The following is a 25,129-nucleotide window of genomic DNA, read 5'->3' on the forward strand; positions in this document are numbered from 1 at the left end:
GGGAGCGAAGTGAGTGAGGGAAGGGAAGCGGTGACATGAAACAGCGGCAGCGGATATCGGCGCGGACGGGGCGTCCGCACAAGAGGACACGTCTGTCGAAGCGGAGCGGAGCGCTGATCGCCACGGCACTGGCCGCCTGCGGGGGTACGGCGGTGATCGCCGCCCAGGCGCTGGCGGGCACCGGAGCAGGCGGAACGGGAGCGGGCGGGACGGGGAACGGGGCTTCGGCGGCCGGGGCTTCGGCGGCCGGGCGGACGATCAACTGTCCGGACGTCGGCCAGCGGCTGCGCAGCCTTCCGGCGCGGGCGGCGCCCGAGGTGAACCGGAACCTCGGGCAGTTGGAGGGCCAGGTCGCCAGGGCGTTCCAGCGCTGGGCTGCCGACCCGGGCGCCCAGGACCGTGTGCTGAACGAGCTGGAGCGGGACCGCGGCGCCACCATCGGGCGCATCGCGGAGGCCCTGCGCCGGGCCGGCGGACAGCCCGGCGCGCTCGGCCGGCTGAGCGCGTGCCGGACGACCGAGCGGACCGCCGCCGCACAGAGCGTTCCCCGGGGCGCACAGGACGGGAACAGCGCGGACAACGGCCCGTTCCGCAACGACTTCGTCGACATCAGAACCGTACGGCCGAACACCGGAGGCGGCGGGGACCGGGGCGGGCGGAGTGGTTCCTTCCGCTCGGAATGCGGGCGCAACGCAAACGGTCACAACAACCCGGACAACCTGATCGTGGCGCCGGGTGTGCGCAACGGCGCCCACCACCTGCACGACTACGTCGGAAATCTGGCGACGGACGCGTTCTCCTCCGACAACGAACTGGCCGGGGCCGGCACGACGTGCGGCAACGGGGACAGGTCCACCTATTACTGGCCGGTGCTGCGGCTGCGGGACAACGGGCGGGAAAGGGACGCCGACGCGCCCGGCGGCGGCCGGGACGGCAATGTGGGCACGATCGTACGACCCGCCGACGTCTCACTGACCTTTGACGGAAGCGGGGCGGAAAAGGTCACCGCCATGCCGCCTTTCCTGCGGAATCTCACCGGTGACGCGAAAGCGCTGACGAACGGTACGGCCAACGCCAACGCCTCGTGGAGCTGCACCGGATTCGAGGACCGGCGGCTGAGGAACAAGTACCCGATCTGTCCGCGGGGCAGCAACGTCGTACGGTCACTGGCGTTCCCCAGTTGCTGGGACGGACGCAACATCGACAGTGCCAATCACCGTACGCATGTGGTCTTTCCGGGCCGGAACGGGCAGTGCGGTAACGGATTCCGTCCCATTCCGCGGCTGGTGCAGCGGCTGACCTACGCCATTCCGCCGAACACGTCGTACGCGGTGGACAGTTTCCCCGACCAGTTGCACAACCCGGTGACGGACCACGGTGACTTCATCAACCTGATGCCGCAGCGGCTGATGCGTACGGCCGTGGACTGCATCAATTCCGGCCGCGACTGCCGCTGAAGAGAACGGATCTCCCCATGAGGTCACTGTCCGGTCCCGCGATTCCCCTCCTGGCGGCGGGCGGCCTGGCCTGCGCGATCGTCGTGACGGGCTACGCGAACGGCGTCCCCGCCCCGGCTCCCCACCCCACCCGGCACACCACACACACGGGACACACGGGACACACGGGACACACCGCCCCCTCCCCCGCCCCGGCCGGCCCACCCGCCTCCATGACACGGATCGCCGCCGCCCTCGGCTGCCGCGCCGACATCATCATCGACGCCCAGGAGCTGCGGGAAGGCGGCTGCACCACCCGCGCCGGCGTCTTCCGTATCCTGACCTTCAGCAGCGACGCCAAGAAGCGCGCCTGGCTCGCCGAGGCGCAGGCGTACGGGGGCACCTATCTCGTCGGCACCCGCTGGTCGGTCACCGGCCCTTCCCGGAACGCGCTGCTGCCGCTGCGGGGCAGCCTGGGCGGCACCATCGAGTCGGGCGCCGGACACGGCCACTCCCCCTGATGCGCAGAGGGGGGCCGGCCGCTTTCCGACCGTCCCGCCCCCACGGTCCCGTTCCGTTCCGGAACGGCGCCGTCCCGCCCGCGCCAGGGCGGAACGGCGCCGTTCGCTCCGCTTCCCGGGCACCGCCTTCGGTGCCCTTTTTCCGTGTGTGACAGCCTCCCGGCGGTGGTAGTGATCACGGGCACGGACGTATGTTCGCGTCCGTAAACTTCCGTGCGATCCCCGTACGTCCCCGTATCACCCCGTCTCGATTGCTGGAGGCATCCCATGGCATCCCCGCACCCCGTCGCGCCGACCGCGTCCCCGCTGCCGCTGATGCAGTTAGCCACCGGGTTCTGGGCGTTCAAGACGCTGGCCACCGCAGACGAGCTGGGCCTGTTCGGGGTGCTCGACCGGCTGGGCGGCGGCACCGTCGAGGAGTGCGCCGAGGAACTGGAGATCGGTGTACGGCCGGCGGGGATGCTGCTGACCGGCTGCGCGGCGCTGGACCTGCTGGAGCGCCGGGGGGACGGCCGCTTCGTCAACTCGGCGCTGGCCGACGCCTATCTGGTGCCGGGCCGCCCGTACCACTTCAGCGGCTGGCTGCGGATGCTGGACCAGCGGCTGTACCCCGGCTGGGGCCGGCTCGGCGAGGCCGTCCGCACCAACCGGCCCACCACCTGGGACCCCGACAAGCAGCCACATCTGTTCGACACCGAGGACCCGGGCCTGCTGGCCGTCTTCTGGGAGGCGATGCACGCGCTGTCGTCGTGGACCGCGCAGCGGCTCGGCGAGGTGGTGGACCTGACCGCCGGGGCGCGGCTGCTGGACGTGGGCGGCGGCTCCGGCGCGTACGCCATCGAGCTGTGCCGGCGGCATCCCGGGCTGAAGGCGACGGTCTACGACTTGCCGAAGGTGTGCCCGGTCGCGGAACGCAACGTCGCCGACGCCGGACTGGGCGACCGGATCGGCACCCACCCCGGCGACTTCCTCGCCGAGCCGGACCTGCCCGGCGGGCACGACATCATCGTGCTGTCGATGATCCTGCACGACTGGGACGAGGCCACCAACCGCATGCTGCTGGACAAGTGCTGTGCGGCGCTGCCGCCCGGCGGCACGCTGGTGATCAGCGAGCTGATGGTCGACGACGACCTGACCGGGCCCGCCCCGGCCGCCCTGATGAGCCTGAACATGCTGGTCGAGACCGAGGGCGGCCGTAACTACACGGCGGCGGAGTACGGCTCCTGGCTGGCCGACGCCGGGTTCTCGGAGGTCCGCAAGGTGCCGTTCGAGGCGCCCGGCGCGAACGCGGCGATCGTCGCCCGCAAGTGACGCACGCCGGGTGACACTCCCGGTGTGACGCACGCGCTGCGACACTCCGGTACACGCACTGCGACACCCTGGTACCCGCGGTGTGCGGGCCGTTCGCGGTGTGCGTACGGACCGCGAACAGCCCGCACGCACGGCCCTCTCAGGTGTCCAGCTTCTGCTTGGCGGTCTCCGGCAGGGTCAGGTACACGACGAAGGAGACCAGGCAGAGGGCGGAGACGTACCAGGGGAAGAGGTCCGCGTTCCCGGCCTGCTTGAACCAGGTGCCCACGTACGGCGCGGTGCCGCCGAAGAGCGCCACGGTCAGCGAGTACGGGAAGCCGATGCCCGCGGCCCGTACCCGGGCCGGGAAGACCTCGGCGTTCACGGCGGCGGCGACCGCGGTGTACCCGGTCAGCAGCACCATGCCCGCGCACTGCACGAGCAGCAGCGACCAGAACGCGTCGGTCACCAGGTGCAGCAGCGGTACGGCGAGCACCGCGAAGCCCAGTGCGAAGCCGAGCAGCAGCGGCTTGCGGCCGACGCGGTCCGAGAGCAGGCCGCCGAGCGGCTGGAGCAGGGCGAAGAACAGCAGCGACAGGGTGCCGACGGTGAGCGCCTCGCTCTTGTCGAAACCGGCGTTGACCTGCGCGTACGTGGGCAGGTAGGTGGTCCAGGTGTAGTACGCGAGGGTGCCGCCGGCGGTGATGCCGCAGATCAGCAGGGACTGGCGCGGGTAGCGGCGCAGCGCCTCGAAGATGCCGGGGCGGGCGGCGGCCCGCTGCTCCTCGCTGCGCGTCTCGCGCGCCCCGCTGCGGATCCACAGGCCGAGCAGGCTGAACACCGCGCCGATCAGGAACACCAGGCGCCAGCCCCACTGCCCCATCTGGCCCTCGGTCAGTACGCCCGCCAGCAGGGCGGCGGTGCCGGACGCCAGGAGCTGGCCCGCGGTGGTGGAGACGTACTGGAAGCTGGAGAACAGCCCGCGCCGGCCGGGTCCGGCCGACTCGACGAGGAAGGTCGTGGAGGCGGCGAACTCGCCGCCCACGGAGAGCCCCTGCACCAGCCGGGCGACGACCAGCACGATCGGCGCGAGCACGCCGGCGGTCGCGTAGGTGGGGGTGACGGCGACGAGCAGGCTGCCGCCGCCCATCAGCAGGATCGTCAGGGTCAGCGCGGCCCGGCGGCCCCGGCGGTCGGCGACCGCGCCCATCAGCAGTCCGCCGACCGGACGCATGAAGAAGCCCACCGCGAACACCGCGAAGGTGGACAGCAGCGGCACCAGCGGGTTGCCGGTGTCCTGGGGGAAGACCCGGTCGGCGATGTAGACGGCCAGGAAGGAGTACGCGTACCAGTCGTACCATTCCACGGCGTTGCCGACCGACGCCGCGGCCAGCTGCCGCACCTGCGACACCTGCCGCGACGCGCCGTCCGGCGCCCCCTCCGCCGTTCCGGCCTCGGCCTGCTCCGCACGTGTCATGGTCCTCCGCTCCGGGTCCTTCTCCTTCGCCCGCCGCTGGGGCAGGATGAGCCGACAGGTGATCATGTACCGGTGAGACGGCCCGCCGCCAGCGGTCAACGGCAGCCGAAAGGAGATGGCAACGTGCGTGTAGCACTGTTCGTCACCTGCATCAACGACACGCTCTACCCGGACACCGGCCGGGCAGTGATCACGCTGCTGGAACGCCTCGGGGTCGAGGTGGGATTCCCGGCGGAGCAGAGTTGCTGCGGCCAGCCCCAGTTCAACACCGGCTACCGGCATCTGACGGAGCCGCTGGTGCACCGCTTCGACCGCGCCTTCGCCGACTACGACTACGTGGTCACCCCCTCCGGTTCGTGCGCGGCGATGGTGCGGGACAACTACCCGCGGATCGCGGCGAGGGCCGAGGCCGAGGGGCGCCCCGGACGGGAGCTGGCGCGGGCCGCGGCGAGCGCCGTGCCCAAGACGTACGAGCTGACCGAGTTCTTGGTCGACGTGCTGAAGGTGACGGACGTGGGCGCGTACTACCCGCACACCGTCACCTACCACCCCACCTGCCACGGCCTGCGGATGCTGGGCCTGGGCGACCGGCCGCGCCGGCTGCTGGAGCGGGTACGGGGACTGGAGCTGCGGGAGCTGCCGGGCGCCGAGGAGTGCTGCGGTTTCGGCGGCACCTTCGCGGTGAAGAATCCGGCGGTGTCGGCGGCGATGGGCGCCGACAAGGCACAGGCGGTCCGGGAGACGGGCGCGGAGGCGGTCTGCACGGTCGACAACTCCTGCCTGATGCACATCGGCGGCACGCTCCGGCGGCAGGGCGCGGCGGCCCGGCCCGTGCACATCGCGGAGATCTTGGCCGCCACGGAGGCCGATGCGCGGGCACCGTCCCGCGCCCGCGCCACGGAAGGGAGCCCGCGGTGAGCGGTACCTATCTCGGCATGCCCGCGTTCCCCGCGGCCGCCGCGTCCTCCACGCAGGACGCCCGGCTGCGCGGCAACCTGCGCCACGCCACCCACACCATCCGCGACAAGCGGGCCAAGGCGGTGGCGGAGCTGGACGACTGGGCGCGGCTGCGGGCGGCGGGCGCCGCCGTCAAGGACCGTACGCTGCGCCACCTCGACCACTACCTGGAGCAACTGGAGGAGTCGGTGACGGCCGCCGGCGGACAGGTGCACTGGGCGGCGGACGCCGCCGAGGCCAACGCCATCGTCGCCCGGCTGGTGCGGGAGACCGGCGAGCGCGAGGTCGTCAAGGTCAAGTCGATGGCGACGCAGGAGACCGAGCTGAACCGGGCGCTGTCCGAGGCGGGCATCAGCGCGTACGAGACGGACCTGGCGGAGCTGATCGTGCAGCTCGGCGACGATCTGCCGTCGCACATCCTGGTGCCCGCGATCCACCGCAACCGGGGCGAGATCCGGGACATCTTCCGGGACCGGATGAGCCGTTGGGGCCGTCCGGCGCCGGAGAACCTGTCGGACGCGCCGGCCGAGCTGGCGGAGGCGGCGCGGCTGCACCTGCGCGAGAAGTTCCTGACCGCGAAGGTCGGCATCTCGGGTGCCAACTTCATGGTGGCCGACACCGGGACGCTGGTGGTCGTGGAGTCCGAGGGCAACGGCCGGATGTGCCTGACCCTGCCGGAGACGCTGATCTCGGTCGTCGGCATCGAGAAGGTGGTGCCGACCTGGCAGGATCTGGAGATCTTCCTCCAGTTGCTGCCGCGCTCCTCGACCGCCGAGCGGATGAACCCGTACACCTCGATGTGGACCGGCACGACGGACGGCGACGGGCCGCGCACCTTCCATCTCGTGCTGCTCGACAACGGGCGCACCGACACCCTCGCCGACACGGTGGGCCGCCAGGCGCTGCGCTGCATCCGCTGCTCGGCCTGCCTGAACGTGTGCCCGGTGTACGAGCGGGCCGGCGGGCACGCGTACGGCTCGGTGTACCCGGGTCCGATCGGCGCGATCCTCACTCCGCAGCTGCGCGGCACGGCGAGCGAGCTGGACGCCTCGCTGCCGTACGCGTCGTCGCTGTGCGGCGCCTGCTACGAGGTGTGTCCGGTCGCCATCGACATCCCCGAGGTACTGGTGCATCTGCGGGAGCGGGTGGTGCAGGGCGGCCGGGTGACGCGGCGCGGTGTGAAGACCGTCCTCAAACCGGCCAGGGGACACGCCGCGGAGCGGGCGGCGATGCGCGCGGCAGGCTTCGCCTTCGCCCACCCCGGGGTGCTGCGCGCGGGGCAGCGGCTGGCGGCCCGTACCCGGCGGCTGCATCCGCGCCGGCTGCCGGGCCCCGGGCGTGCCTGGACGGACACCCGGGACCTGCCGCCGGTGCCGGCCGAGTCCTTCCGGGACTGGTGGCGGCGTACGCGTGGCGAGGAGCGGACGAAATGAGCAGCCGGGACGTGGTGCTGGCGCGGGTGCGCCGGGCGCTGGCGGACGTACCGCGCGGTGAGGGGTACGAGGACGCGCCGGTCCCCCGCGACTACCTGCGCGTCCACGGTTCCCGTACGCCGGAGGAGCGGGTGGCGCTGCTGGCGGAGAATCTCGCGGAGTACCGGGCGGTGGTGCACCACTGCGCCGAGGACGATGCGCACCTGCTGGTCATGCGGCTGCTGAACGAGCACGGCACGCGGCACGTCCTCGTACCACCGGGGCTGGACCCGCGGTGGACGGCCGGCACCGGCCCCGTCCGCGTCCACGACCGGGCGGCGAGCACCGCGCGTGAACTGGACACGGTCGGCAGCGTCGTCACCGGCTGCGCGGTGGCGATCGCCGAGACCGGCACCATCGTGCTGGACGGCTCGCCGGACCAGGGCCGTCGCCGGATCTCGCTCATCCCCGACCATCACATCTGCGTGGTCCGGGCACCGGGCCAGGTGGTCGACTCGGTGCCGCAGGCGCTCGAACGGCTGGACCCGGCGCGCCCGTTGACGTGGATCTCCGGCCCGTCGGCGACCAGCGACATCGAGCTGGACCGGGTCGAAGGGGTGCACGGGCCGCGGAAGCTGGAGGTCGTGCTGGTGTCGGAGGAGTGAGGGGCACGCCCGGGGCCCGGCGGCGGGAAGTGGCGTGCGGATGCCTTGTCATGCTCGCCGCCAGTGTTCGACCCTGACGCTTCCTGTTGCCTTACGTTCGGAGCCCTCTCGTGAACGTACGCCGCATCGACCGCCGGTCGTTCCTCGCCACCGGCGCCGCCCTGGCCGGCTGGGCCGCCTTCGCCGCGCAGAAACGCTCCTTCGCCGCCACCGCCGCCGAGTGGGACGCCGCCCCGCGGATCTTCCAGGTCGACCGCGAACCGGCCCGCGCCCGCCTCGTCCCGTACGGGGACGCCCGGGCGGCACGTACCGGGACGTACCGCACCTCCCCGTACTACCGCTCGCTCAACGGGAGCTGGCGCTTCCACTGGTCGAAGAACCCCGACGAGCGGCCCCGCGACTTCTTCGCGCCGCGGTACGACGACAGCGGCTGGGACCGCATCACCGTGCCCTCCAACTGGGAGATCGAGGGCTATCCGGAGCCGATCTACCTCAACGTCAAGTACCCGTGGATCGGCTACGAGGACCCGCGGCCGCCGCACGTCCCGCACGGCTTCAACCCCGTCGGCTCCTACCGGCGCACCTTCACCGTGCCCGGTGCCTGGGACGGCCGCCGCACCCTGATCTCCTTTCAGGGCGTGAAGTCGGCGTTCTTCGTGTGGGTCAACGGCGAGCGGGCCGGCTACAGCGAGGACAGCTACACCCCGGCCGAGTTCGACATCACCGAGCGGCTGCGCCCCGGCACGAACGTGCTGGCCGTGGAGGTCTACCGGTGGTCGGACGGCAGTTGGCTGGAGGACCAGGACATGATCGACCTGTCCGGGATCTTCCGCGACGTGTACCTGTACTCCATCGCCCCCGTGCACCTCCAGGACCTGCACGTGCGCACCGCACTGGACGCCGCCCACCGCGACGCGGAACTGACCGTGGCCGCGACGGTACGCAACCGGGGCGCGTCAGCGGCGGGCGAGCACCGGCTCAGAGCGGAGCTGTACGACGGGCACGGGCGGCCGGCGCTGCCGGCCCCGCTGTCCGCGCCGGTCCGCTTCACCGGCGGGCAGGACGCCACGGTCGCCCCGAGGACCACTGTCCGCGCCCCCGGCCTGTGGTCCGCCGAGACCCCGCACCTCTACACGCTCGTGCTGACCCTCACCGATCCGGCGGGCCGCACCGTCGATGTTCAGAGCACCCGGGTCGGCTTCCGTTCCGTCGCGTACGGCCCCGGCACGCTCACGGTCAACGGTCGGCCCGTCGTCTTCCGCGGCGTCAACCGGCACGAGACCGATCCCGACCACGGGCAGGCCGTTCCCGAGGAACGGATGCTCCAGGACATCCGCATCATGAAGCAGCACAACATCAACGCCGTCCGCACGTCCCATTACCCCGCCGATCCGCGCTGGCTGGAGCTGTGCGACGAGTACGGCCTGTACGTCATCGGCGAAGCCAACCTGGAGTCGCACGGGGTCCGCGACTGGTTGCCCGGCAGCCTCCCGGCATGGACCGGAGCGTGCCTGGACCGGATGCGGTCGATGGTCGAGCGGGACAAGAACCACCCGTCCGTCGTCGTGTGGTCGCTGGGCAACGAGGCGGGCCAAGGGCTCAACTTCCTGGCGATGGCCGACTGGACGCGCCGCCGCGACCCGTCCCGGCCCGTGCACTACGAGGGCATGAACGCGGTCGCCGACATCGAGAGCCGCATGTACAGCACACCGGACGAGGTGGAGCGGTACGGGAAGTCCGGCAACCCGAAGCCGTTCATCCTGTGCGAGTACGCGCACTCCATGGGCAACAGCACCGGCAACCTCCAGGAGTACTGGGACGTCTTCGAGCGCTACCCCAACCTGCACGGCGGCTTCATCTGGGACTTCGTCGACCAGGCCATCCGCCTGCCCGTCCCCGGCGACCCGAAGCGCACCTACCTGTCCTACGGCGGTGACTGGCACCCCGGCTACCCCACCGACTGGAACTTCAGCTGCAACGGCATCGTCGCCGCCGACCGTGCGCCGCACCCCGCCATCCACGAGGTCAAGAAGGTCTACCAGGCCGTCCGGATGACCGCCGCCGACCTCGCCACGGGCACGGTACGGATCACCAACCGGCAGTTGTTCCTCGGCCTGGACGCCTACGAGCTGCGCTGGGAAGTCACCCGGGACGGCGAACGCGTCCAGCACGGCGTCCTCCCCGCACCGCAGGCCGCACCTGGCCAGGACACGACCGTACGCATCCCCCTCAGCCCGCCCGGACGGCCCGCCCCCGGCGCCGAGTACTGGCTGAACCTCTCCTTCGTACTGCGGCACGCCACCCCCTGGGCGGACGCGGGCCACAGTGTCGCCGACGGACAACTCGCGCTGCCCTGGCACACGCCCGCACCCGCCGAGCCCTCCCCCGCCGGGCTGCCGCCCCTGCGCCTGACCGAGTCGGACCGCGCCGTCACCGTCAGCGGACGCGACCTCGAACTCGTCCTCGACAAGGCGAGCGGCACCCTGTCGGTCTACCGCCACCGCGGGCGGACACTGCTGACCGCCGGGCCGGTGCCGAACTTCTGGCGCGGCCCCACGGACAACGACATCGGCCGGGGCGCACAGAACACGCTGCGCACCTGGCGCGAGGCGGGCGCCAAGCGGACGGTGACGCGGGTGAGGCCTGCCCAGCCGTCCGCCTCCGAAGTGACCGTCGAGGTCTCGGCCACCCTGCCCACCGCTCCCGCCGCCTCCCGGTGGGACACCGTCTTCACCGTGCGCGGCGACGGCGAGGTACGGGTCCGGCACACCCTGACGCCGGGCGCCGGCCTGCCCGACCTGCCCTTGGTGGGCGCGCTGCTGACCGTACCGGCCGGGCTGGAGACCTTCAGTTGGTACGGGCGCGGGCCGCACGAGAACTACGGGGACCGGCGCACCGCGGCCTTCGTCGGCCGCTACCGGAGCAGCGTCGACGCCCAGCTCGGCAACTACGTCCGGCCGCAGCAGACCGGCAACGTGACCGACGTACGCGACGCCTCGCTCACCGGACGCGACGGCACGGGGCTGACCGTGATCGCGGAACCCGGCGACGGCGCGCCGCTGCTGGAACTGAGCGCCCTGCACCTCGCGCCGTCCGACCTGGAGAGCGAGCGGCACGAGCATCCGTACGAGCTGAAGCGGCGCCCCGAGACGGTCCTCGGCGTCAACCACCGGCAGACGGGCGTCGGCGGAAACGATTCGTGGGGCGCGCCGCCGCTGGAGAAGTACCTGCTGCACGCCGACCGGTCCTACAGCTACGCGTACCGGCTGCGGCCGGCCTGACACGGGTGCCTGCGCTCCCCACGGAGCGCGGGCACCCGGACCGGCACACCCTCACTCACTCGTACATGACGTACTCGGGCTGCGGCCGCAGCGCCAGGACCTCCTTGTGGGTCATCAGGCGGCTGCCCTCGGTGTCCTCGTCGTAGAAGAGCTTGAAGCCGGTGTGCATTCCGCCGGGCAGGTTCCTGACCAGGTCGTTCCAGGTGCCGCGCTTCAGTCCCGGCGCGCCGATGCCGTCGGCGCACTTGATCGCGGCGACGCCGGGCTGCGGCCGGAACGCCTGCTGGTCCTCGACCACCGAGGCCGCCACCTGGTGGAAGACGAACGCCTTCTCCGGCAGGTCGTGCTCGCGGACCAGGCCGGAGAGATAGCGCGCGATCTCGGTGAGTTCGCCGCCGTCGGTGCTCCCGTAGGAGTCACCCGGCTTCTCACCCGGGCCCATCTCCCACTCGGGGTCCAGTGCGACCCCCACGTCCGGGTGCACCAGCCACTCACGCAGGGCCTTGACCTCGCCGAGCGCCGAGGCGCGGCCCGGCTGGATGTTCAGGAGCAGCAGCGCGCGGTGCTTGCGTGCCGCCTCGTGGAAGCGGCGGACGGTGTCGGCGGAAGTGCGGGTGCGGTAGGTCCCGTCCGGGCCCGCGCCGGAGTTGGCGACGACGGCGAGGAGTTCCAGGACGGGCAGCGGTTCGCGGTCGGCGGCATAGGTCTGCGCGAGCTTCTCGATCTCGCGGGCGCGCTGGTCCAGGTCACCGGTGCCGAGGCGGCCGAGTGCGGCGGCTCCGGGCAGGCCGCAGTAGCCGACGAGCCGGTGCCGGGGGAACAGTTCGCGGCCGCCGCGCGGTAGCTGGGGCCGCTTCCTGGCCGGCTCGGGAGCGGGGCTGCTCGTCCGGCTGCCGGGGGTGCCCGGGGTGTGGGGCGGTGGCGCGCCGCGTGGTGCCGCGTCGCTGTCCGCCGTCCCGGCGCAGGCGGTGAGAAGGCTGAGGCCCGCCGCGGCGGTGACGGCCAGGGCGCTGCGGCGGCCCGGCTCGGCGGTGCTGTCGAGCACGTCGCCTCCTTGTGTCCGTCGGGGTTTCGAGGAATCAGGGTGGTGTCGGGTGGACTGTGTGCCGTTCGCCTTGCCGGGTCTGATCGCGTGAAACACCACTCGGCACGCTTCCTGACCTCTCGCGATCATGATTGCGCCACCTTCGACCGCCTGGACGGGAGCGGCCGTCCCGCAGGGTGCCCCTCGCGTTGGTGGGCACCGGATGCGTACGCATCCCGGAGGGCCGGGTGTCCATCCGCCCGCTCAGCAGACTCGTGATCACCGCGACACCGAGAGAAGAGCGAGCGATCACCATGAACGCACCACCGTGTGGCAGGCCGGCTGGAGCACCGCCGTACAGCGCCCCCGCACCGGCTTCGACAAGATCTGATCCGAGGAGGGCTTCGCCGACCGGACGGTACGCCAGGTCGTCCGGGCCGTCGGCTCCGGCACGAGGGCTCGTGTCCGCCTCTCCTACCGCTTCGGCAGCGCTCCTCTGGAGATCGGCGGCGCCGCCCCGCCCGAGCTACCACGCCCAGGCGTTCACCACCGCCTACCGCGCCGCGGCCGACCAATTGACCGCCACGGGCTTGGCCGGCTTCACCGAACGGCTGGCCGCCGCGGTTTCGGTCCGCACGGTGCTCAACGCCGGCATCGGCGGGAATCTGCTGCTCAACGACGCGCCCTGGTACGGCGAACGGGTCAGCGCACGCTCCCGGCAGGACGTCCTGGACAAGGCCGGGGGCCGGACGGTGATCGTGCTCGTCGGCCTCGACGACATCGCGTTCAGCGAGGCGGACGAGAGCGCCAGGAAATCAACACCTGGATCCGTACCTCCGGCGCCTTCGACCCGGTCGCCGACTTCGCGTCGGCCCTGGCCGACCTGTCGGACCCGCGAGCGCTGCTGCCCACCTACGACAGCGGCGACCGCAAGCCTCCCGGGGACGCCGGGTACCGGGCGATGGCGGCGGTCGGTCCGGCGTCGCTTTGAGCAAGCCGCAGCGCCCCCGCATCACCCCCTACAAACGCTCGAGGACCCGGAAACGTTCGGCCACGATCCGGGTGTCGTCGTCGACGTGGAATTCCGGGTCGCCGAGGGCCTCGCGCATCTCGGGGCTGTGCCAGAAGCTCTCGTGGTCGGCCCGCCAGTCGGCCACCGTCTCGTTGCCCTCGCCCTCGTCCACGGCGTGTCGCAGGTCCACGTCGGCCAGGCGCAGCACCCGTACCTCCGTCACCTCGATGACGGCGACGGGGCGGCCGTCGGAGTCGGGGACCCGGTAGCGGTCGCCGGCGCGCGGCAGTGGGTCGTTCTCGCGCTCGTAGTCCGCCAGCAGGCCCGACGTGGTGGTCTTGGCACCGGAGAGGACGGCGGCGACGAGCCGGTCCCGCAGGGGGCCGGGGAAGGCGAATTCGAGGAGCGGCAGGGCTTCGTGGGCAGGCATGCGGCTCACCCTAGTGACCTGAGCCGGAGATTCGCCGGCAGATCGGCAGTCTCTCCTCCGGATCGTGCCGGAGCCCTGGCGCCGGTCCACGCCCGCACCCCGAGGGGAGATCGGGGTGCGCTCCGGAGCGGCTCAGGGGGATCACCGACGGTCAACTGCCGCCGCGGGGGCGAAGGTTGGGGCAGCGCGGGCACCGCGCTGATCCGACCGCCCACCCCGTTCCCAGGAGCCACCGATGACCACTCGTCCCCGCACCGCCCGCCGCCTCGCCGTCACCTGCGTGGCGCTGGCCGCGTTCGCCACCGGTCCGGCTGCCGCCCCCACGGCCACGGCCGCGCCCGGCGGGCTCGCCGCCCGCGACTTCCCCGGCTCCCGCGACGCGCCCGCGGTGCGGACGCTGCCGGCCACCCTGCCCGACGGGGTGACGGACGCGGCCCTGGTACGGGTGGCCGGCCGGGGCATGCGCACCCCGTACACGGGGACGGCCGGGCCGGTGGAGGCGGACGCACGCTTCCCGGTGGGCAGCGTGACCAAGGTCTTCACCGATGCCCTGGTGCTCCAACTGGTCGCCGAGCACCGGATCGGCATCGACGAGCCCGTCCGCCGCCACCTGTCCGAGCTGATCCCGGCCGCCTACGCCGACGTGACGGTACGTCAGCTCCTGGACCACACCAGCGACCTGCCCCGTCCGGTCCGGGTTCCGCTCGACCCGCACGGAGTGGTGGCCGCCTCCTTCGCAGCGGACGCCGCAGCCGGCCCCGGCCGCACCCCGGCCCCCGGAACCGTCCAGCAGTACAACGGGCTGAACAGCTTCGTCGCCGGGCTGCTGGTGGAGCAGGTCACCGGCCGCCCCTTTGTCCGTGAGCTCGACCGGCGGATCCTGCGCCCGCTGGACCTGCGCCGCACCGCGCTGTCCGAAGACCCGTCGACAGCCTGGGCCTGGTCGGAGGGCGGGCTGACGTCCACCGCAGCCGACCTCGATGCGTTCCTGCGCGCCCTGCTGGATGGGCGGCTCCTCCCTCCCGCCCAACAGCGGCACCTCTTCGAAGTGCCCGCGGTACCCGGTGCTGCCGAGAACACCGGCTGCCCCACACCCGCGGCCTGCTTCAGCGCCGGCGGGCTGATGGGAATCGAGCTGAACGGCACCAAGGTCTGGGGCAAGACCGGCTCCAGCGGCGGTTGGACCAGCGGCGTCTTCGCGAGCACCGAACAGCACCGCCGGACGGCCTACACCCTGCGGCCCGGCACCCCGGCCACCCCCGCACAGCAGCGCGCCCGTGTCGAGGCAGTGGTCAAGGCGGCCCTCACCGACCAGTCAAGGGCCGGCAGACACTGACCCACGTGCACACGCCCCCCGAGCAGGCAGGTCAGCGGGGTCGGTGAGGGCGGCCGTCGAGCTGGTTCGTCAACGCGCGGTGGGCGGCCCGAGCGGCCACCGGGTCCTCGTCGCGTGCACCGAGCCGCGCGGCAAGATCGGCGACCGCGTGCCGGGGTTCCCCAGCGGTGGCCGGGGAAGTCGCGTGGCAGGCGGGAATGCGACGACAGGGCCCAGGGGGACGGTGGCGCAGCGCGCCCCCGCGTTTCAGGGGCGGGCGTTCCGCTGTCCGGCGGCGCGGGCCGTGTGCAGGGCCCAGGCGACCATGGGCAGTTGGAGCGGCAGGCGGCCGTAGGCGACGGCCTTGAGGGGCGCCGGGCGGTGGCGCCAGTCGCGGGCCATCTTGATGTTGGCGGGGAAGACGGCGGCGAACAGGCCGGCGGCGGCCAGTGCGCCGGCCCGGCGGGTGCGCGGCAGGGCGACCGCGGCGGCGACGGCGAGTTCCGCGGCGCCGCTGACGTACGTCCAGGTGCGCGGGGAGCCCGGCAGGGCGCGGGGCACGATCGCGTCGAACGGCTCGGGGGCGAGGAAGTGGAGCACCCCCACACCGCCGAGCATCCGGGCCATCGTCAGGGCGGAACGGTCCGTCGAACGGTTCGCGGATCGGTCTGCGGTGCGGTCGGCGGCTGCCACAGGCGCTCCTGAGGTCGGTCCGGTGCGGTCGGTGCCGACCTTACCCGTGGGTCAGGTCGGCGGACAGGGGCTGATCACCGTTGGGGGCGAGGTGTGCGTCACGCTTGACCAGGGCCGCGTAGCGGCCGCCGGCGGCGAGGAGTTCGGCGTGGGTGCCGCGTTCGGCGATCCGCCCGGCGTCGAGGACGACGATCTGGTCGGCGTCGCGGACGGTGGACAGGCGGTGCGCGATGGTGATCGTCGTACGGCCCTTGGAGAGCGCGTCGATGGCCTGCTGCACCGCGAGTTCGGTACGGGTGTCCAGCGCGCTGGTGGCCTCGTCGAGGACGAGGACGGGCGGGTCGCGCAGGATCGTCCGGGCGATGGCCAGGCGCTGCTTCTCGCCGCCGGAGAAGCGGTGGCCGCGTTCGCCCACGAGGGTGTCGTAGCCGTCCGGGAGACCCGCGATGTGGTCGTGTATCTGGGCCGCGCGGGCGGCGCGTTCGATCTCCTCGTCGGTGGCGTCCGGCTTGGCGAAGCGGAGGTTGTCGGCGACGGAGGCGTGGAAGAGGTAGGTCTCCTGGGACACCACGCCGACGGCGCGGGCGAGGGAGTCGAAGTCCAGGTCGCGGACGTCGGTGCCGTCCAGGGTGACCCGGCCGTCCGTCACGTCGTACAGCCGCGGCACCAGGTAGCTCAGGGTGCTCTTGCCGCTGCCGGTCGCCCCGACGACGGCCAGGCTGCTGCCGGCGGGGACGCTCAGGTCGATGTCGCACAGGGTCGCCGGGGCGGGCGCGGCACCGGTCTCGCGCTCCGGGTCGTCGTACGCGAACGTGACGTGCTCGAAGCGGACCTCGCCGCGCGGCTCGGCCAGACGTACCGGGTGCGCCGGTTCGGTGATGGTCACCGGCAGGTCGAGGTATTCGAAGATGCGCTGGAAGAGCGCGACCGAGGTCTGCATCTGCACGCCGGTGGACAGCAGCGAGACGGTGGGGCGCAGCAGGCCCTGCTGGAGGGTGACGAAGGCGACGAGGGTGCCGATGGAGAAGGCGGGGCCGCCGAGCTGGAGGACGAGTCCGGCCGACCAGTAGATGACGGCGGGCATGGCGGCCATGACGATGCCGATGGTGGCCATCCGCCAGCGTCCGGCCATGTTGGCGCGGACCTCCAGGCCGACCAGCCGCTCGGACTCGGTGGCGAAGTTCGCCGTGAGGGAGTCGGCGCGGCCCATGGTGCGGCCGAGCAGGATGCCGCTGACCGACAGCGACTCGGTGACCATCGCGGACATCGCGGCCATCTGCTTCTGGCGCGCGGTGGTGATCCGTTTGCGTTCGTTGCCGACCCGGCGGCTGATCCAGACGAAGAGCGGGAGCAGCAGCAGGGAGACCAGGGTCAGCCGCCAGTCGAGGGCGAGCATGGCGACGACGGTGGCGACGACGGAGGTGAGGTTGGAGACCAGCGAGGTCGCGGTGGAGGTGACGGTGGCCTGCATGCCGCCGATGTCGTTGGCGATGCGGGACTGCACCTCGCCGGTGCGGGTGCGGGTGAAGAACGCCAGCGGCATCCGCTGGAGCTTGGCGTAGACGGCGGTGCGCAGGTCGTGCATGACGCGCTGGCCGACGGTGGTCGATATCAGGGTCTGCAGGACGCCGAAGACGCTGGTCAGCACGGCGGTGACGATCATGCCGGCGGCGAGCAGGGTCAGCAGGCCGGTACGGCCCTGGGGGATCGCCACGTCCAGGACGGCGCGGAGCAGGAAGGGGGAGGCGACCGAGACCAGGGAGGAGGCGGCCACCAGCAGGCCCACCGTGGCCAGCCGGCCGCGGTAGGGGCGGAAGAGGGCGAGGATGCGCCGCACCTGGGCCGGCTGGGCCGGGTCTCTGGGCGGCGGGGTCCACTCGGGTCCGTCGGGGCGCATGGGCTCCTTCGCAGGGGTACGGATGCGGGTCCCGCCGAGCATAACCAATCGTTACCTATACTCACAATGAGCATGGTCCTGATACCCTCCGGCCATGTCCTCCCCCGACCCGGCCACCACCGACCCCGACCTGGCGGAGCAGCTCGTACGGCTCACCCGCCGGATGCACCGCGCGCAGAAGCGGCACATGGAGACGCTCGACATCGCGCTGACCCCCGCGCAGACCCGGCTGCTGCGCATCGTGGACCACTACCGCGACGGGACACCGCCCCGGATGGCCGACCTGGCCGCGCGCCTGGAGGTCGTACCGCGGGCCGTGACGACGCTGGTCGACGCCCTGGAGGCGAAGGACGCGGTCCGCCGGGTGCCGGACCCCGCCAACCGCCGTGTGATACGGATCGAGCTGACCGACACCGGCCGTTCGACGCTGCACGCGTTGCGCGACGCGCGCCGGGACGCCGCGCGCGAAATCCTGGCACCACTGACCGCGGAACAGCGGGACGTGCTCGGCGGCCTGTTGTCCACCCTGGTGGACGGAGCGGCCGCACGCTGCTGAAACACTGGACCGGGCGGCCGCGCCGGGCGCCGGAGCGCCGCCGGAGCGAGCCCGCGCAGACCGGAGGAGAGTCGTCATGCCCCTGCTGGAACCGAAGCCCGGGACCCTGCGGCCGGCCACCACCGAAGGCCCGTACCCCGACCGGGTGACCGACCGGCAGGCGTCCGGCACACCGGAGCGGCTGCGCGACGAGCTGACGGCGCTGCTCGGCCCGGACAAGGTGCTGCACAAGATCTCCGACCTGGTGCGGTACGCCTCCGACGCGAGCCCCTACCGCTTCGTCCCGCAGGTCGTCGTCCTGGCCGAGGACGTCGACGACATCTCCGCGGTGTTCTCCTACGCGCACGGCAAGGGCCGCGACGTGGTGTTCCGGGCCGCCGGCACCTCGCTCAACGGACAGGCGCAGGGCGAGGACATCCTCGTCGACGTACGCCGGCACTGGGCGGGCGTCGAGGTGCTGGACGACGGCGCCCGGGCCCGCATCCGGCCCGGCACCACGGTCGTACGGGCCAACGCCGCGCTCGCCCGGTACGGCAGGCTGCTCGGCCCGGACCCGGCCAGCGCCATCGCCTGCACGCTCGGCGGCGTGGTCGCCAACAACGCCTCCGGCATGACGGCGGGCACCACCCGCAACTCCTACCGGACGCTGGCCTCGGTCACGCTCGTCCTGCCCTCCGGCACGATCGTGGACACCGGCGACCCGGCGGCCGACGAGGAGCTGGCGCACGCCGAGCCCGCCCTGTGCCAGGGGCTGCTGGCGCTGAAGGCGGAGATCGAGGCGGACCCGGAGCTGGTCGCCCGCATCCGCGCCAAGTACGAGATCAAGAACACCAACGGCTACCGCCTGGACGCCTTCCTGGACGGCGCCACCCCCGTCGAGATCCTGCGCGGACTGGCGGTCGGCTCCGAGGGCACCCTCGGCTTCATCGCCGAGACCGTCTTCGAGACGCTGCCCCTGAACCGGTGCACCTCCACCGCCCTGCTGTTCTTCCCGACCCTGAGCGCCGCGGCCGCCGCCGTGCCGCTGTTCACCGAGGCGGGCGCGATCGCCGTCGAGCTGATGGACGGCAACACGCTGCGCGCCTCGGTGAGCGTGTCCGGTGTGCCGGCCGACTGGGCGGAGCTGCCGAAGACGACCACCGCGCTGCTGGTCGAGTTCCGCGCGCCCGACGAGGCGGCGCGGGAGGCGCAGGAGGAGGCCGCGCGCGAGGTACTGGCGGGGCTGGAGCTGGTCGCCCCGGTCGCCTCCGTCACCAATGCGTTCACCCGCGACGCCGGGATCGCCGCCGGGTACTGGAAGGCACGCAAGGCGTTCGTCACCGCGGTCGGCGGCTCCCGCCCGTCCGGTACGACGCTGATCACCGAGGACTTCGCCGTACCCCCGTCCCGGCTCGCCGAAGCCTGCACGGCGCTGCTCGAACTCCAGGACCGGCACGGCTTCGACGCGGCGGTGGCGGGCCACGCCGCCCACGGCAACCTGCACTTCCTGCTCGCCTTCGACGCCGCCCGGCCCGCGGACGTGGAGCGCTACGCCGCCTTCATGGACGAATTCTGCACCCTGGCCGTCGAGCGCTTCGACGGCTCCCTGAAGGCCGAGCACGCCACCGGCCGCAACATCGCCCCGTTCCTGGAGCTCGAATGGGGCCCGCGCGCGACGGAGTTGATGTGGCGCGTCAAGCAGACCGTGGACCCGCACGGCATCCTGGCCCCGCGCGTCCTGCTCGACCGCGACCCGAAGGCGCATCTGCGCGGCCTGAAGACCATTCCGCGGGTGGAAGCGGTCGCCGACCCCTGCATCGAGTGCGGCTTCTGCGAACCGACCTGCCCCAGCCAGGACCTCACCACGACGCCGCGCCAGCGCATCGTGCTGCGCCGCGAGATGATGCGCCAGGCCCCGGCCTCGCCGGTCACCGGCGCGCTCCTGGACGCGTACGGGTACGACGCGGTGGACACCTGCGCGGGCGACTCGACCTGCAAGCTGGCCTGCCCGGTCGGCATCGACACCGGCGCGATGATGAAGGAGTTCCGGCACCGGCGCCACTCCCCCAAGGAGGAACGCGCAGCGGCCCTGACCGCCCGGCACTTCAAGACGGTCGAGCGGTCGGCGCGGCTCGCGGTGGCCGCCGCCGCGAAGATCGGCGACCGGATCGGTGACGGGCGCGCCGACCGGCTGTTGCAGTCGCTGACCGGCGCGGCGCGCAAGGCCGTACGCCCCGACCTGGTACCGGAGTGGCTGCCGCAGCTTCCCGGCGCGGCGGCCCGCCGCCTGCCCGCGACCCGGCGCGTGGGCGCCGCCGCGGTCTACTACCCGGCCTGCGTGAACCGTATCTTCGGCGAACCGGACGGTTTCGACGGCCCGTCGCTGCCCGAGGCCGTCGTCGCGGTGTCCGCGCGGGCGGGCAAGCCGGTGTGGATTCCCGGCGACGTGACGGGCACCTGTTGCGCCACCATCTGGCACTCCAAGGGGTACGACGAGGGCAACGCGGTGATGGCCAACCGCATCGTCGAGGCCGCGTGGGGCTGGACGGCGGGCGGGCGGCTGCCGCTGGTCGTGGACGCCTCCTCGTGCACACTGGGCATCGCCCACGAGGTCGTGCCGTACCTCACCCCGGACAACCGGGAACTGCACGCCGAACTGACCGTCGTCGACTCGGTGGTGTGGGCCGCCGAGGAGCTGCTGCCGCACCTGGAGGTACTGCGGACGGTCGGCTCCGCCGTGCTCCATCCGACGTGCTCCATGCGGCACCTGGGCGACGAGGCGCAGCTGCGCGCGGTCGCCGAGGCGTGCGCGACAGAGGTGGTCGTCCCGGACGACGCGGGCTGCTGCGCCTTCGCGGGTGACCGCGGCATGCTGCACAAGGAACTGACGGAGGCGGCGACCGCCAAGGAGGCGGCGGAGGTGACGTCCCGGCACTTCGACGCGCACCTGTCGGCCAACCGGATGTGCGAGGTGGGGATGGACCACGCGACCGGCGGCCGGGGGTACCACTCGGCGTTGCTCGCCCTGGAGCGGGCCACGCGGGCGCAGGGTTGACGTGGCCCGGGACAAGAGCGGGTGGGCGGCCGGGAGCCGCCGCGGTCAGATGTCGAGGAAGCGCACGTCCTTGGCGTTGCGCTGGATGAAGGAGCGCCGGGCCTCGACGTCCTCACCCATCAGGACGGAGAAGAGCGCGTCGGCGACGGCCGCGTCGTCGAGGGTGACCCGGCCCAGGACACGGTGCTCCCGGCCCATGGTCGTGACGCGCAGCTCCTCGGCGTTCATCTCGCCCAGGCCCTTGAACCGCTGGACGGAGTCGTCCCTGACCCGGCGGCCGTCCCGCCGGCCCCGTTCCAGCAGGACGTCGCGTTCGCGGTCGGAGTAGGCGTACTCCACGTGGTCCCGGGCCCACGTGACCTTGTAGAGCGGCGGGCGGGAGAGGTGGACGTGCCCGTGCTCGATCAGCGGCCGCATGAAGCGGAAGAGGAAGGTGAGCAGCAGGGTGGTGATGTGCTGGCCGTCGACGTCGGCGTCCGCCATCAGAATGATCTTGTGATACCGGAGCTTCCCGATGGCGAAGTCCTCGTGCACGCCGGTGCCGAACGCGGAGATCATCGACTGGATCTCCCGGTTGTGCAGGATCTTGTCGATACGGGCCTTCTCGACGTTGAGGATCTTGCCGCGGACGGGAAGGATCGCCTGGTACCGCGGGTCGCGGCCGGACTTGGCCGAGCCGCCGGCCGAGTCGCCCTCGACGATGAAGATCTCGCTCTTCGCCGGGTCGTCGGACCGGCAGTCGGACAGCTTGCCCGGCAGAGCCGCCGTCTCCAGCAGGCCCTTGCGGCGGGTCAGGTCCCGGGCCTTGCGGGCCGCCAGCCGGACGGCGGCCGCCTGTGCCGCCTTGCGGACGATATCGGCCGCCTCGTCGGGGTTGCTGTCGAACCAGTCCGTCAGGTGCTCGTGCACGACCTTCTGGACGAACGCCCTGGCCTCGCTGTTGCCGAGCTTGGTCTTGGTCTGGCCCTCGAACTGCGGCTCCCCCAGCTTGACCGAGACGATCGCCGTCAGGCCCTCGCGGATGTCCTCGCCAGTGAGGTTGCCGTCCTTCTCCCGTAGCAGCTTCCTCTCCCGCGCGTACCGGTTGACGACCGTGGTCAACGCCGTGCGGAAGCCCTCCTCGTGCGTGCCGCCCTCATGGGTGTGGATGGCGTTGGCGTAGGAGTGGACACTGTCGGTGAACTGGCTGTTCCACTGCATCGCGACCTCCACCGACAGCAGCCGCCCGGTGTCCTCGGCGGCGATGGAGACGACGGAGGGGTGGACCGGCTCACCTTTGCGGGCGTTGAGGTGGGCGACGAAGTCGGTGATGCCGCCGTCGTAGCGGTAGGAGACCGTCTTCGCGGCCTGCTCCCCGGCGGCGTCCGGGCCCGCCTGGTCGGCCGCGGCCGTCGCCCGCGCCCGCGCGCGCTCGTCGGTGAGGGTCAGGGTCAGCCCCCGGTTGAGGAAGGCCATCTCCTGAAAGCGCCTGGCCAGCGTCTCGAAGGAGTACTCGGTGGTCTCGAAGATGCCGCCGTCCGCCCAGAAGGTCAGAGCCGTGCCCGTCTCCGAGGTGGCCTCGTGGCGGGCGAGCGGCGCGATCGGCGCCCCGTCCTCGTACTCCTGGGTCCACCGATGCCCGTCGGTCCATATCTCCGCGGACAGCCTGGTCGAGAGCGCGTTGACCACCGACAGGCCCACCCCGTGCAGCCCGCCGGAGACCGCGTACCCGCCGCCGCCGAACTTGCCGCCCGCGTGCAGCACCGTCAGGACAACCTCCACGGCCGGCTTCTTCTCCACCGGGTGCAGGCCCACCGGGATGCCGCGCCCGTTGTCGGTCACCCGTACGCCGCCGTCGGCCAGGAGCGTCACACCGATCCGGTCGGCCACCCCGGCCAGCGCCTCGTCGGCGGAGTTGTCCACGATCTCCTGCACCAGGTGGTGCAGGCCCCGCTCGCCCGTGGAACCGATGAACATGCCGGGCCGCTTGCGTACGGCGTCGAGCCCGTCCAGGACGGTGATCGCGGTGGCGTCGTACGCGGCGGACTTGGCATGTCCCTTCTGCTCGGCGCCGGAGAGGTCGGAGGCGGCGTGAGTGCCGGTAGTGGTCACAGGGCTCCCTTTGGGCACGGCAAACCACGCCCCCGCGCACCACGGCACGGGAGCGGTCGGATCGCTGGACGGAAAGCGTGTCGCGGGCAGGCCGAAGAAGAGCCTCGGGGCCCGCAGGTCCCGGCACCGGGAAGGCGACGAGACGCTTCGCACAATACCGAAAGCCCAACACCAACCCAGGGCGAGAAGCTGCCCAGACGCCCCTCTGGCCGCCGATGAGCCCGGCATCCAATCCCCCCTGCTTGCGCGGCGGAAAAACCCCGGAGAGCGACACCTGGGGGCTCTCCGGGGTCTTTGGTGCGCCGGGCCACCGAGACTTTTTCGAGCCTGCCGCCCTGCGGTCGAGCGCCCGCTCACTCCGGGGCCGCCCGAGCCCGTACGGCGGCGCCTCAGCGCTTGACGTGCAGCGCCACCGCGCTCTTCGCCGGGACCTGGATGTGCGCCGTCCCGTCGTCCCCGACGGTGACCGTGTGCCCGTCGCACGCGTCGGGTGCGGCCCGGACCACGTCGCAGTACGTCCCCGCCGGCAGAGACGTCATGAAGATACGGTCCAGCGCCGTGTTCCGGTCGTTGAGGGCGACGAACCCCTTGCCGCCGCGCGCGAAGGCGATCGCGTTGCCGCCGTCGTCCCACCAGTCGGTGAGCGGCGCGGAGCCCACCGCGTTGCGGAAGCCGACCATGCCGGTGATCTCCCGCGCGGCGTGCGTACCGGTCCAGCCGTCGCGTCCCGGGGGCGGGCCCGCGTCCTTGTCGGTCCAGGCGTAGCCGGAGTGGACGTTCGGTGAGCCGTAGGGCGAGGCGAGCATGAAGACGTTGGCGAGGAGGTAGGACGCGCCGTCCTTGTAGGTGAGCGTCGAACCGTTGCGCTCGGTGTCCCAGTTGTCGACGAAGGTACGGGCCCGGTCGCCGCTCAGCTTGCCGTCGGCCACGGACCTAAGCTGCGCGAGGCTGCCACTCCGGAAAGCGGCCTTGAGGTGCGTCCCGTAACGGAACTCGTCGACGTCCCCGGTCCCGGTGTACTCCTCCGGCCGCACCGCCTCTCCCTCGCCGTACACCACCTCCTGGACCCAGAAACCGGGGTCCTTCACCTTGCCCTTGACGGCCGCCAGGTCCTCGGCGGCCATGTGCTTCGCGGCGTCCACGCGGAAGCCGTCCACGCCCAGCGACCGCAGGTCGTCGAGGTGACCGGCGATCGCGGTCCGCACGTGGTCGCTGCCGGTGTCGAGGTCGGCCAGGCCGACGAGTTCGCAGTTCTGGACGTCGCCGCGGTCGGTGTAGTCGGCGATGTCCTGGCGGCACGCGTGGAAGTCCTGGTCGCCGTAGAGGCCGGGGTAGCCGTACTTGGTGTACGCGGTGCCGCCGGTGCCCGTACCGGAGCCGGCGGCCATGTGGTTCACGACGACGTCGGCGATCACCCGCACACCGGCCGCGTGACACGCGTCGACCATCTTCTCGAAGGCCGTACGGTCACCGAGCCGCCCGGCGATCTTGTAACTGACGGGCTGGTACGAGGTCCACCACTGGCCGCCCTGAATGTGTTCGGCGGCCGGTGACACCTCGACATAACCGTAACCGGCCGGGCCGAGTTGGTCCGTACAAGCTTCGGCGACCTGCGCGAACGGGCGCTCGAAGAGGGTGGCCGTGACGGTCTTCGGGCCGGGCGGTGCCGCCTGGGACACCCAGGGGGCGGAGACGGTGAGGCCGGCGGCGGCCAGCACACCGCCGATGACACGGGAACGACGCTGCACGGTGCGGCTCCTTCGACAGGCGGACACGGCCGGCCGGTCGCGGTGGTGGGGCACCGCGGGCCGTCTCCGCGCGGGCAGCCGCGTACCGGGCCGCCGTGGGGGGAATGTCCGAGGGAGCCTGCCGGTCCGCCGGCCGACCGTCAAGGGCTTCTGCAAGAAATTCCAAGGAGTTGCGCAAGAAACGGATCGCGCTCCACCGCGGTCCGTACCAGGCAGGCTCCGGACCTCCGCACAAAAGATCAGTCCTGGCGGCCCTCTTGTGCAGCGAGCCGCACAAGCGTCAAGGTCCT

Annotated in this window: 18 protein-coding genes; 11 read left to right on the forward strand and 7 right to left on the reverse strand. The window is 72.3% G+C overall.

Annotation, left to right across the window (positions count from 1 at the left end; all coding sequences use genetic code 11):
- The first annotated feature begins 35 nt into the window (after window positions 1–35).
- The 3 genes from AB0A97_RS11170 (at window position 36) to AB0A97_RS11180 (ending at window position 3,268) form a co-directional block, all read left to right on the forward strand.
- Window positions 36–1,457 (forward strand): DUF1996 domain-containing protein, encoded by a 1,422-nt coding sequence (locus AB0A97_RS11170; RefSeq protein ID WP_361147715.1) that lies wholly within the window; start codon window positions 36–38, stop codon window positions 1,455–1,457.
- Between the two features lie 17 nt (window positions 1,458–1,474).
- Complete coding sequence (locus AB0A97_RS11175) at window positions 1,475–1,957, forward strand: hypothetical protein (protein ID WP_361147717.1); 483 nt, start codon at window positions 1,475–1,477, stop codon at window positions 1,955–1,957.
- 267 nt (window positions 1,958–2,224) lie between these two features.
- Entirely contained in the window at window positions 2,225–3,268 is a 1,044-nt protein-coding gene (locus AB0A97_RS11180; protein WP_361147718.1) for a methyltransferase, read from the forward strand.
- Between the two features lie 139 nt (window positions 3,269–3,407).
- On the opposite strand, the gene AB0A97_RS11185 is transcribed toward AB0A97_RS11180, so the two are convergent.
- Window positions 3,408–4,724 carry an MFS transporter gene (locus AB0A97_RS11185; protein ID WP_361147720.1) on the reverse strand — a complete coding sequence of 439 codons (1,317 nt, stop codon included), beginning with the start codon at window positions 4,722–4,724 and terminating at the stop codon, window positions 3,408–3,410.
- A 123-nt stretch (window positions 4,725–4,847) separates the two neighbouring features.
- Between AB0A97_RS11185 and AB0A97_RS11190 the strand changes: the two genes are divergently transcribed.
- The 4 genes from AB0A97_RS11190 (at window position 4,848) to AB0A97_RS11205 (ending at window position 11,039) form a co-directional block, all read left to right on the forward strand.
- Window positions 4,848–5,642, forward strand: a complete 795-nt coding sequence (locus AB0A97_RS11190) for a (Fe-S)-binding protein (RefSeq protein ID WP_361147722.1) — start codon at window positions 4,848–4,850, stop codon at window positions 5,640–5,642.
- Window positions 5,639–7,114, forward strand: a complete 1,476-nt coding sequence (locus AB0A97_RS11195; protein WP_361147724.1) for a lactate utilization protein B — start codon at window positions 5,639–5,641, stop codon at window positions 7,112–7,114. The genes AB0A97_RS11190 and AB0A97_RS11195 overlap by 4 nt, the downstream gene beginning before the upstream one ends.
- Window positions 7,111–7,758: an LUD domain-containing protein gene (locus AB0A97_RS11200; RefSeq protein WP_361147726.1), complete on the forward strand. Its 648-nt coding sequence runs from the start codon at window positions 7,111–7,113 to the stop codon at window positions 7,756–7,758. The genes AB0A97_RS11195 and AB0A97_RS11200 overlap by 4 nt, the downstream gene beginning before the upstream one ends.
- Before the next feature lie 110 nt (window positions 7,759–7,868).
- Window positions 7,869–11,039 (forward strand): glycoside hydrolase family 2 TIM barrel-domain containing protein, encoded by a 3,171-nt coding sequence (locus tag AB0A97_RS11205; RefSeq protein WP_361147728.1) that lies wholly within the window; start codon window positions 7,869–7,871, stop codon window positions 11,037–11,039.
- A 55-nt stretch (window positions 11,040–11,094) separates the two neighbouring features.
- Here AB0A97_RS11205 and AB0A97_RS11210 read toward each other — a convergent pair whose 3' ends face one another.
- Window positions 11,095–12,084: a hypothetical protein gene (locus tag AB0A97_RS11210; RefSeq protein WP_361147729.1), complete on the reverse strand. Its 990-nt coding sequence runs from the start codon at window positions 12,082–12,084 to the stop codon at window positions 11,095–11,097.
- Between the two features lie 202 nt (window positions 12,085–12,286).
- Between AB0A97_RS11210 and AB0A97_RS11215 the strand changes: the two genes are divergently transcribed.
- On the forward strand, window positions 12,287–12,454 hold the full coding sequence (locus tag AB0A97_RS11215; RefSeq protein WP_361147731.1) for a hypothetical protein: 168 nt from the start codon (window positions 12,287–12,289) through the stop codon (window positions 12,452–12,454).
- Window positions 12,455–13,082: 628 nt separating this feature from the next.
- Here AB0A97_RS11215 and AB0A97_RS11220 read toward each other — a convergent pair.
- On the reverse strand, window positions 13,083–13,505 hold the full coding sequence (locus tag AB0A97_RS11220) for an ASCH domain-containing protein (RefSeq protein ID WP_361147733.1): 423 nt from the start codon (window positions 13,503–13,505) through the stop codon (window positions 13,083–13,085).
- Window positions 13,506–13,740: 235 nt separating this feature from the next.
- On the opposite strand from AB0A97_RS11220, the gene AB0A97_RS11225 reads away from it, so the two are divergent.
- The gene (locus AB0A97_RS11225) at window positions 13,741–14,841 is read left to right on the forward strand and encodes a serine hydrolase domain-containing protein (protein WP_361147735.1); all 1,101 of its coding nucleotides are present in this window, start codon (window positions 13,741–13,743) and stop codon (window positions 14,839–14,841) included.
- Window positions 14,842–15,087: 246 nt separating this feature from the next.
- Here AB0A97_RS11225 and AB0A97_RS11230 read toward each other — a convergent pair whose 3' ends face one another.
- Together AB0A97_RS11230 and AB0A97_RS11235 are read right to left on the reverse strand one after the other, a co-directional pair.
- Window positions 15,088–15,447: a hypothetical protein gene (locus AB0A97_RS11230; protein WP_361148753.1), complete on the reverse strand. Its 360-nt coding sequence runs from the start codon at window positions 15,445–15,447 to the stop codon at window positions 15,088–15,090.
- A 106-nt stretch (window positions 15,448–15,553) separates the two neighbouring features.
- Window positions 15,554–17,410: an ABC transporter ATP-binding protein gene (locus AB0A97_RS11235; protein WP_361147737.1), complete on the reverse strand. Its 1,857-nt coding sequence runs from the start codon at window positions 17,408–17,410 to the stop codon at window positions 15,554–15,556.
- A 94-nt stretch (window positions 17,411–17,504) separates the two neighbouring features.
- On the opposite strand from AB0A97_RS11235, the gene AB0A97_RS11240 reads away from it, so the two are divergent.
- On the forward strand, window positions 17,505–17,966 hold the full coding sequence (locus AB0A97_RS11240) for a MarR family transcriptional regulator (RefSeq protein WP_361147739.1): 462 nt from the start codon (window positions 17,505–17,507) through the stop codon (window positions 17,964–17,966).
- 76 nt (window positions 17,967–18,042) lie between these two features.
- A complete protein-coding gene (locus AB0A97_RS11245) occupies window positions 18,043–21,000 on the forward strand; it encodes an FAD-binding and (Fe-S)-binding domain-containing protein (protein ID WP_361147740.1) in 2,958 nt (985 codons plus the stop codon).
- 45 nt (window positions 21,001–21,045) lie between these two features.
- Here AB0A97_RS11245 and gyrB read toward each other — a convergent pair whose 3' ends face one another.
- Window positions 21,046–23,091, reverse strand: coding sequence for a DNA topoisomerase (ATP-hydrolyzing) subunit B (gene gyrB, locus AB0A97_RS11250; protein ID WP_361147742.1), 2,046 nt, complete (start codon window positions 23,089–23,091; stop codon window positions 21,046–21,048).
- A gap of 389 nt (window positions 23,092–23,480) precedes the next feature.
- Entirely contained in the window at window positions 23,481–24,839 is a 1,359-nt protein-coding gene (locus AB0A97_RS11255; RefSeq protein WP_361147744.1) for an alpha-amylase family protein, read from the reverse strand.
- Window positions 24,840–25,129: the final 290 nt, after the last annotated feature.

This window comes from Streptomyces sp. NPDC045470 (assembly GCF_040646595.1).
In the GTDB taxonomy this organism is placed as follows: Bacteria; Actinomycetota; Actinomycetes; order Streptomycetales; family Streptomycetaceae; genus Streptomyces.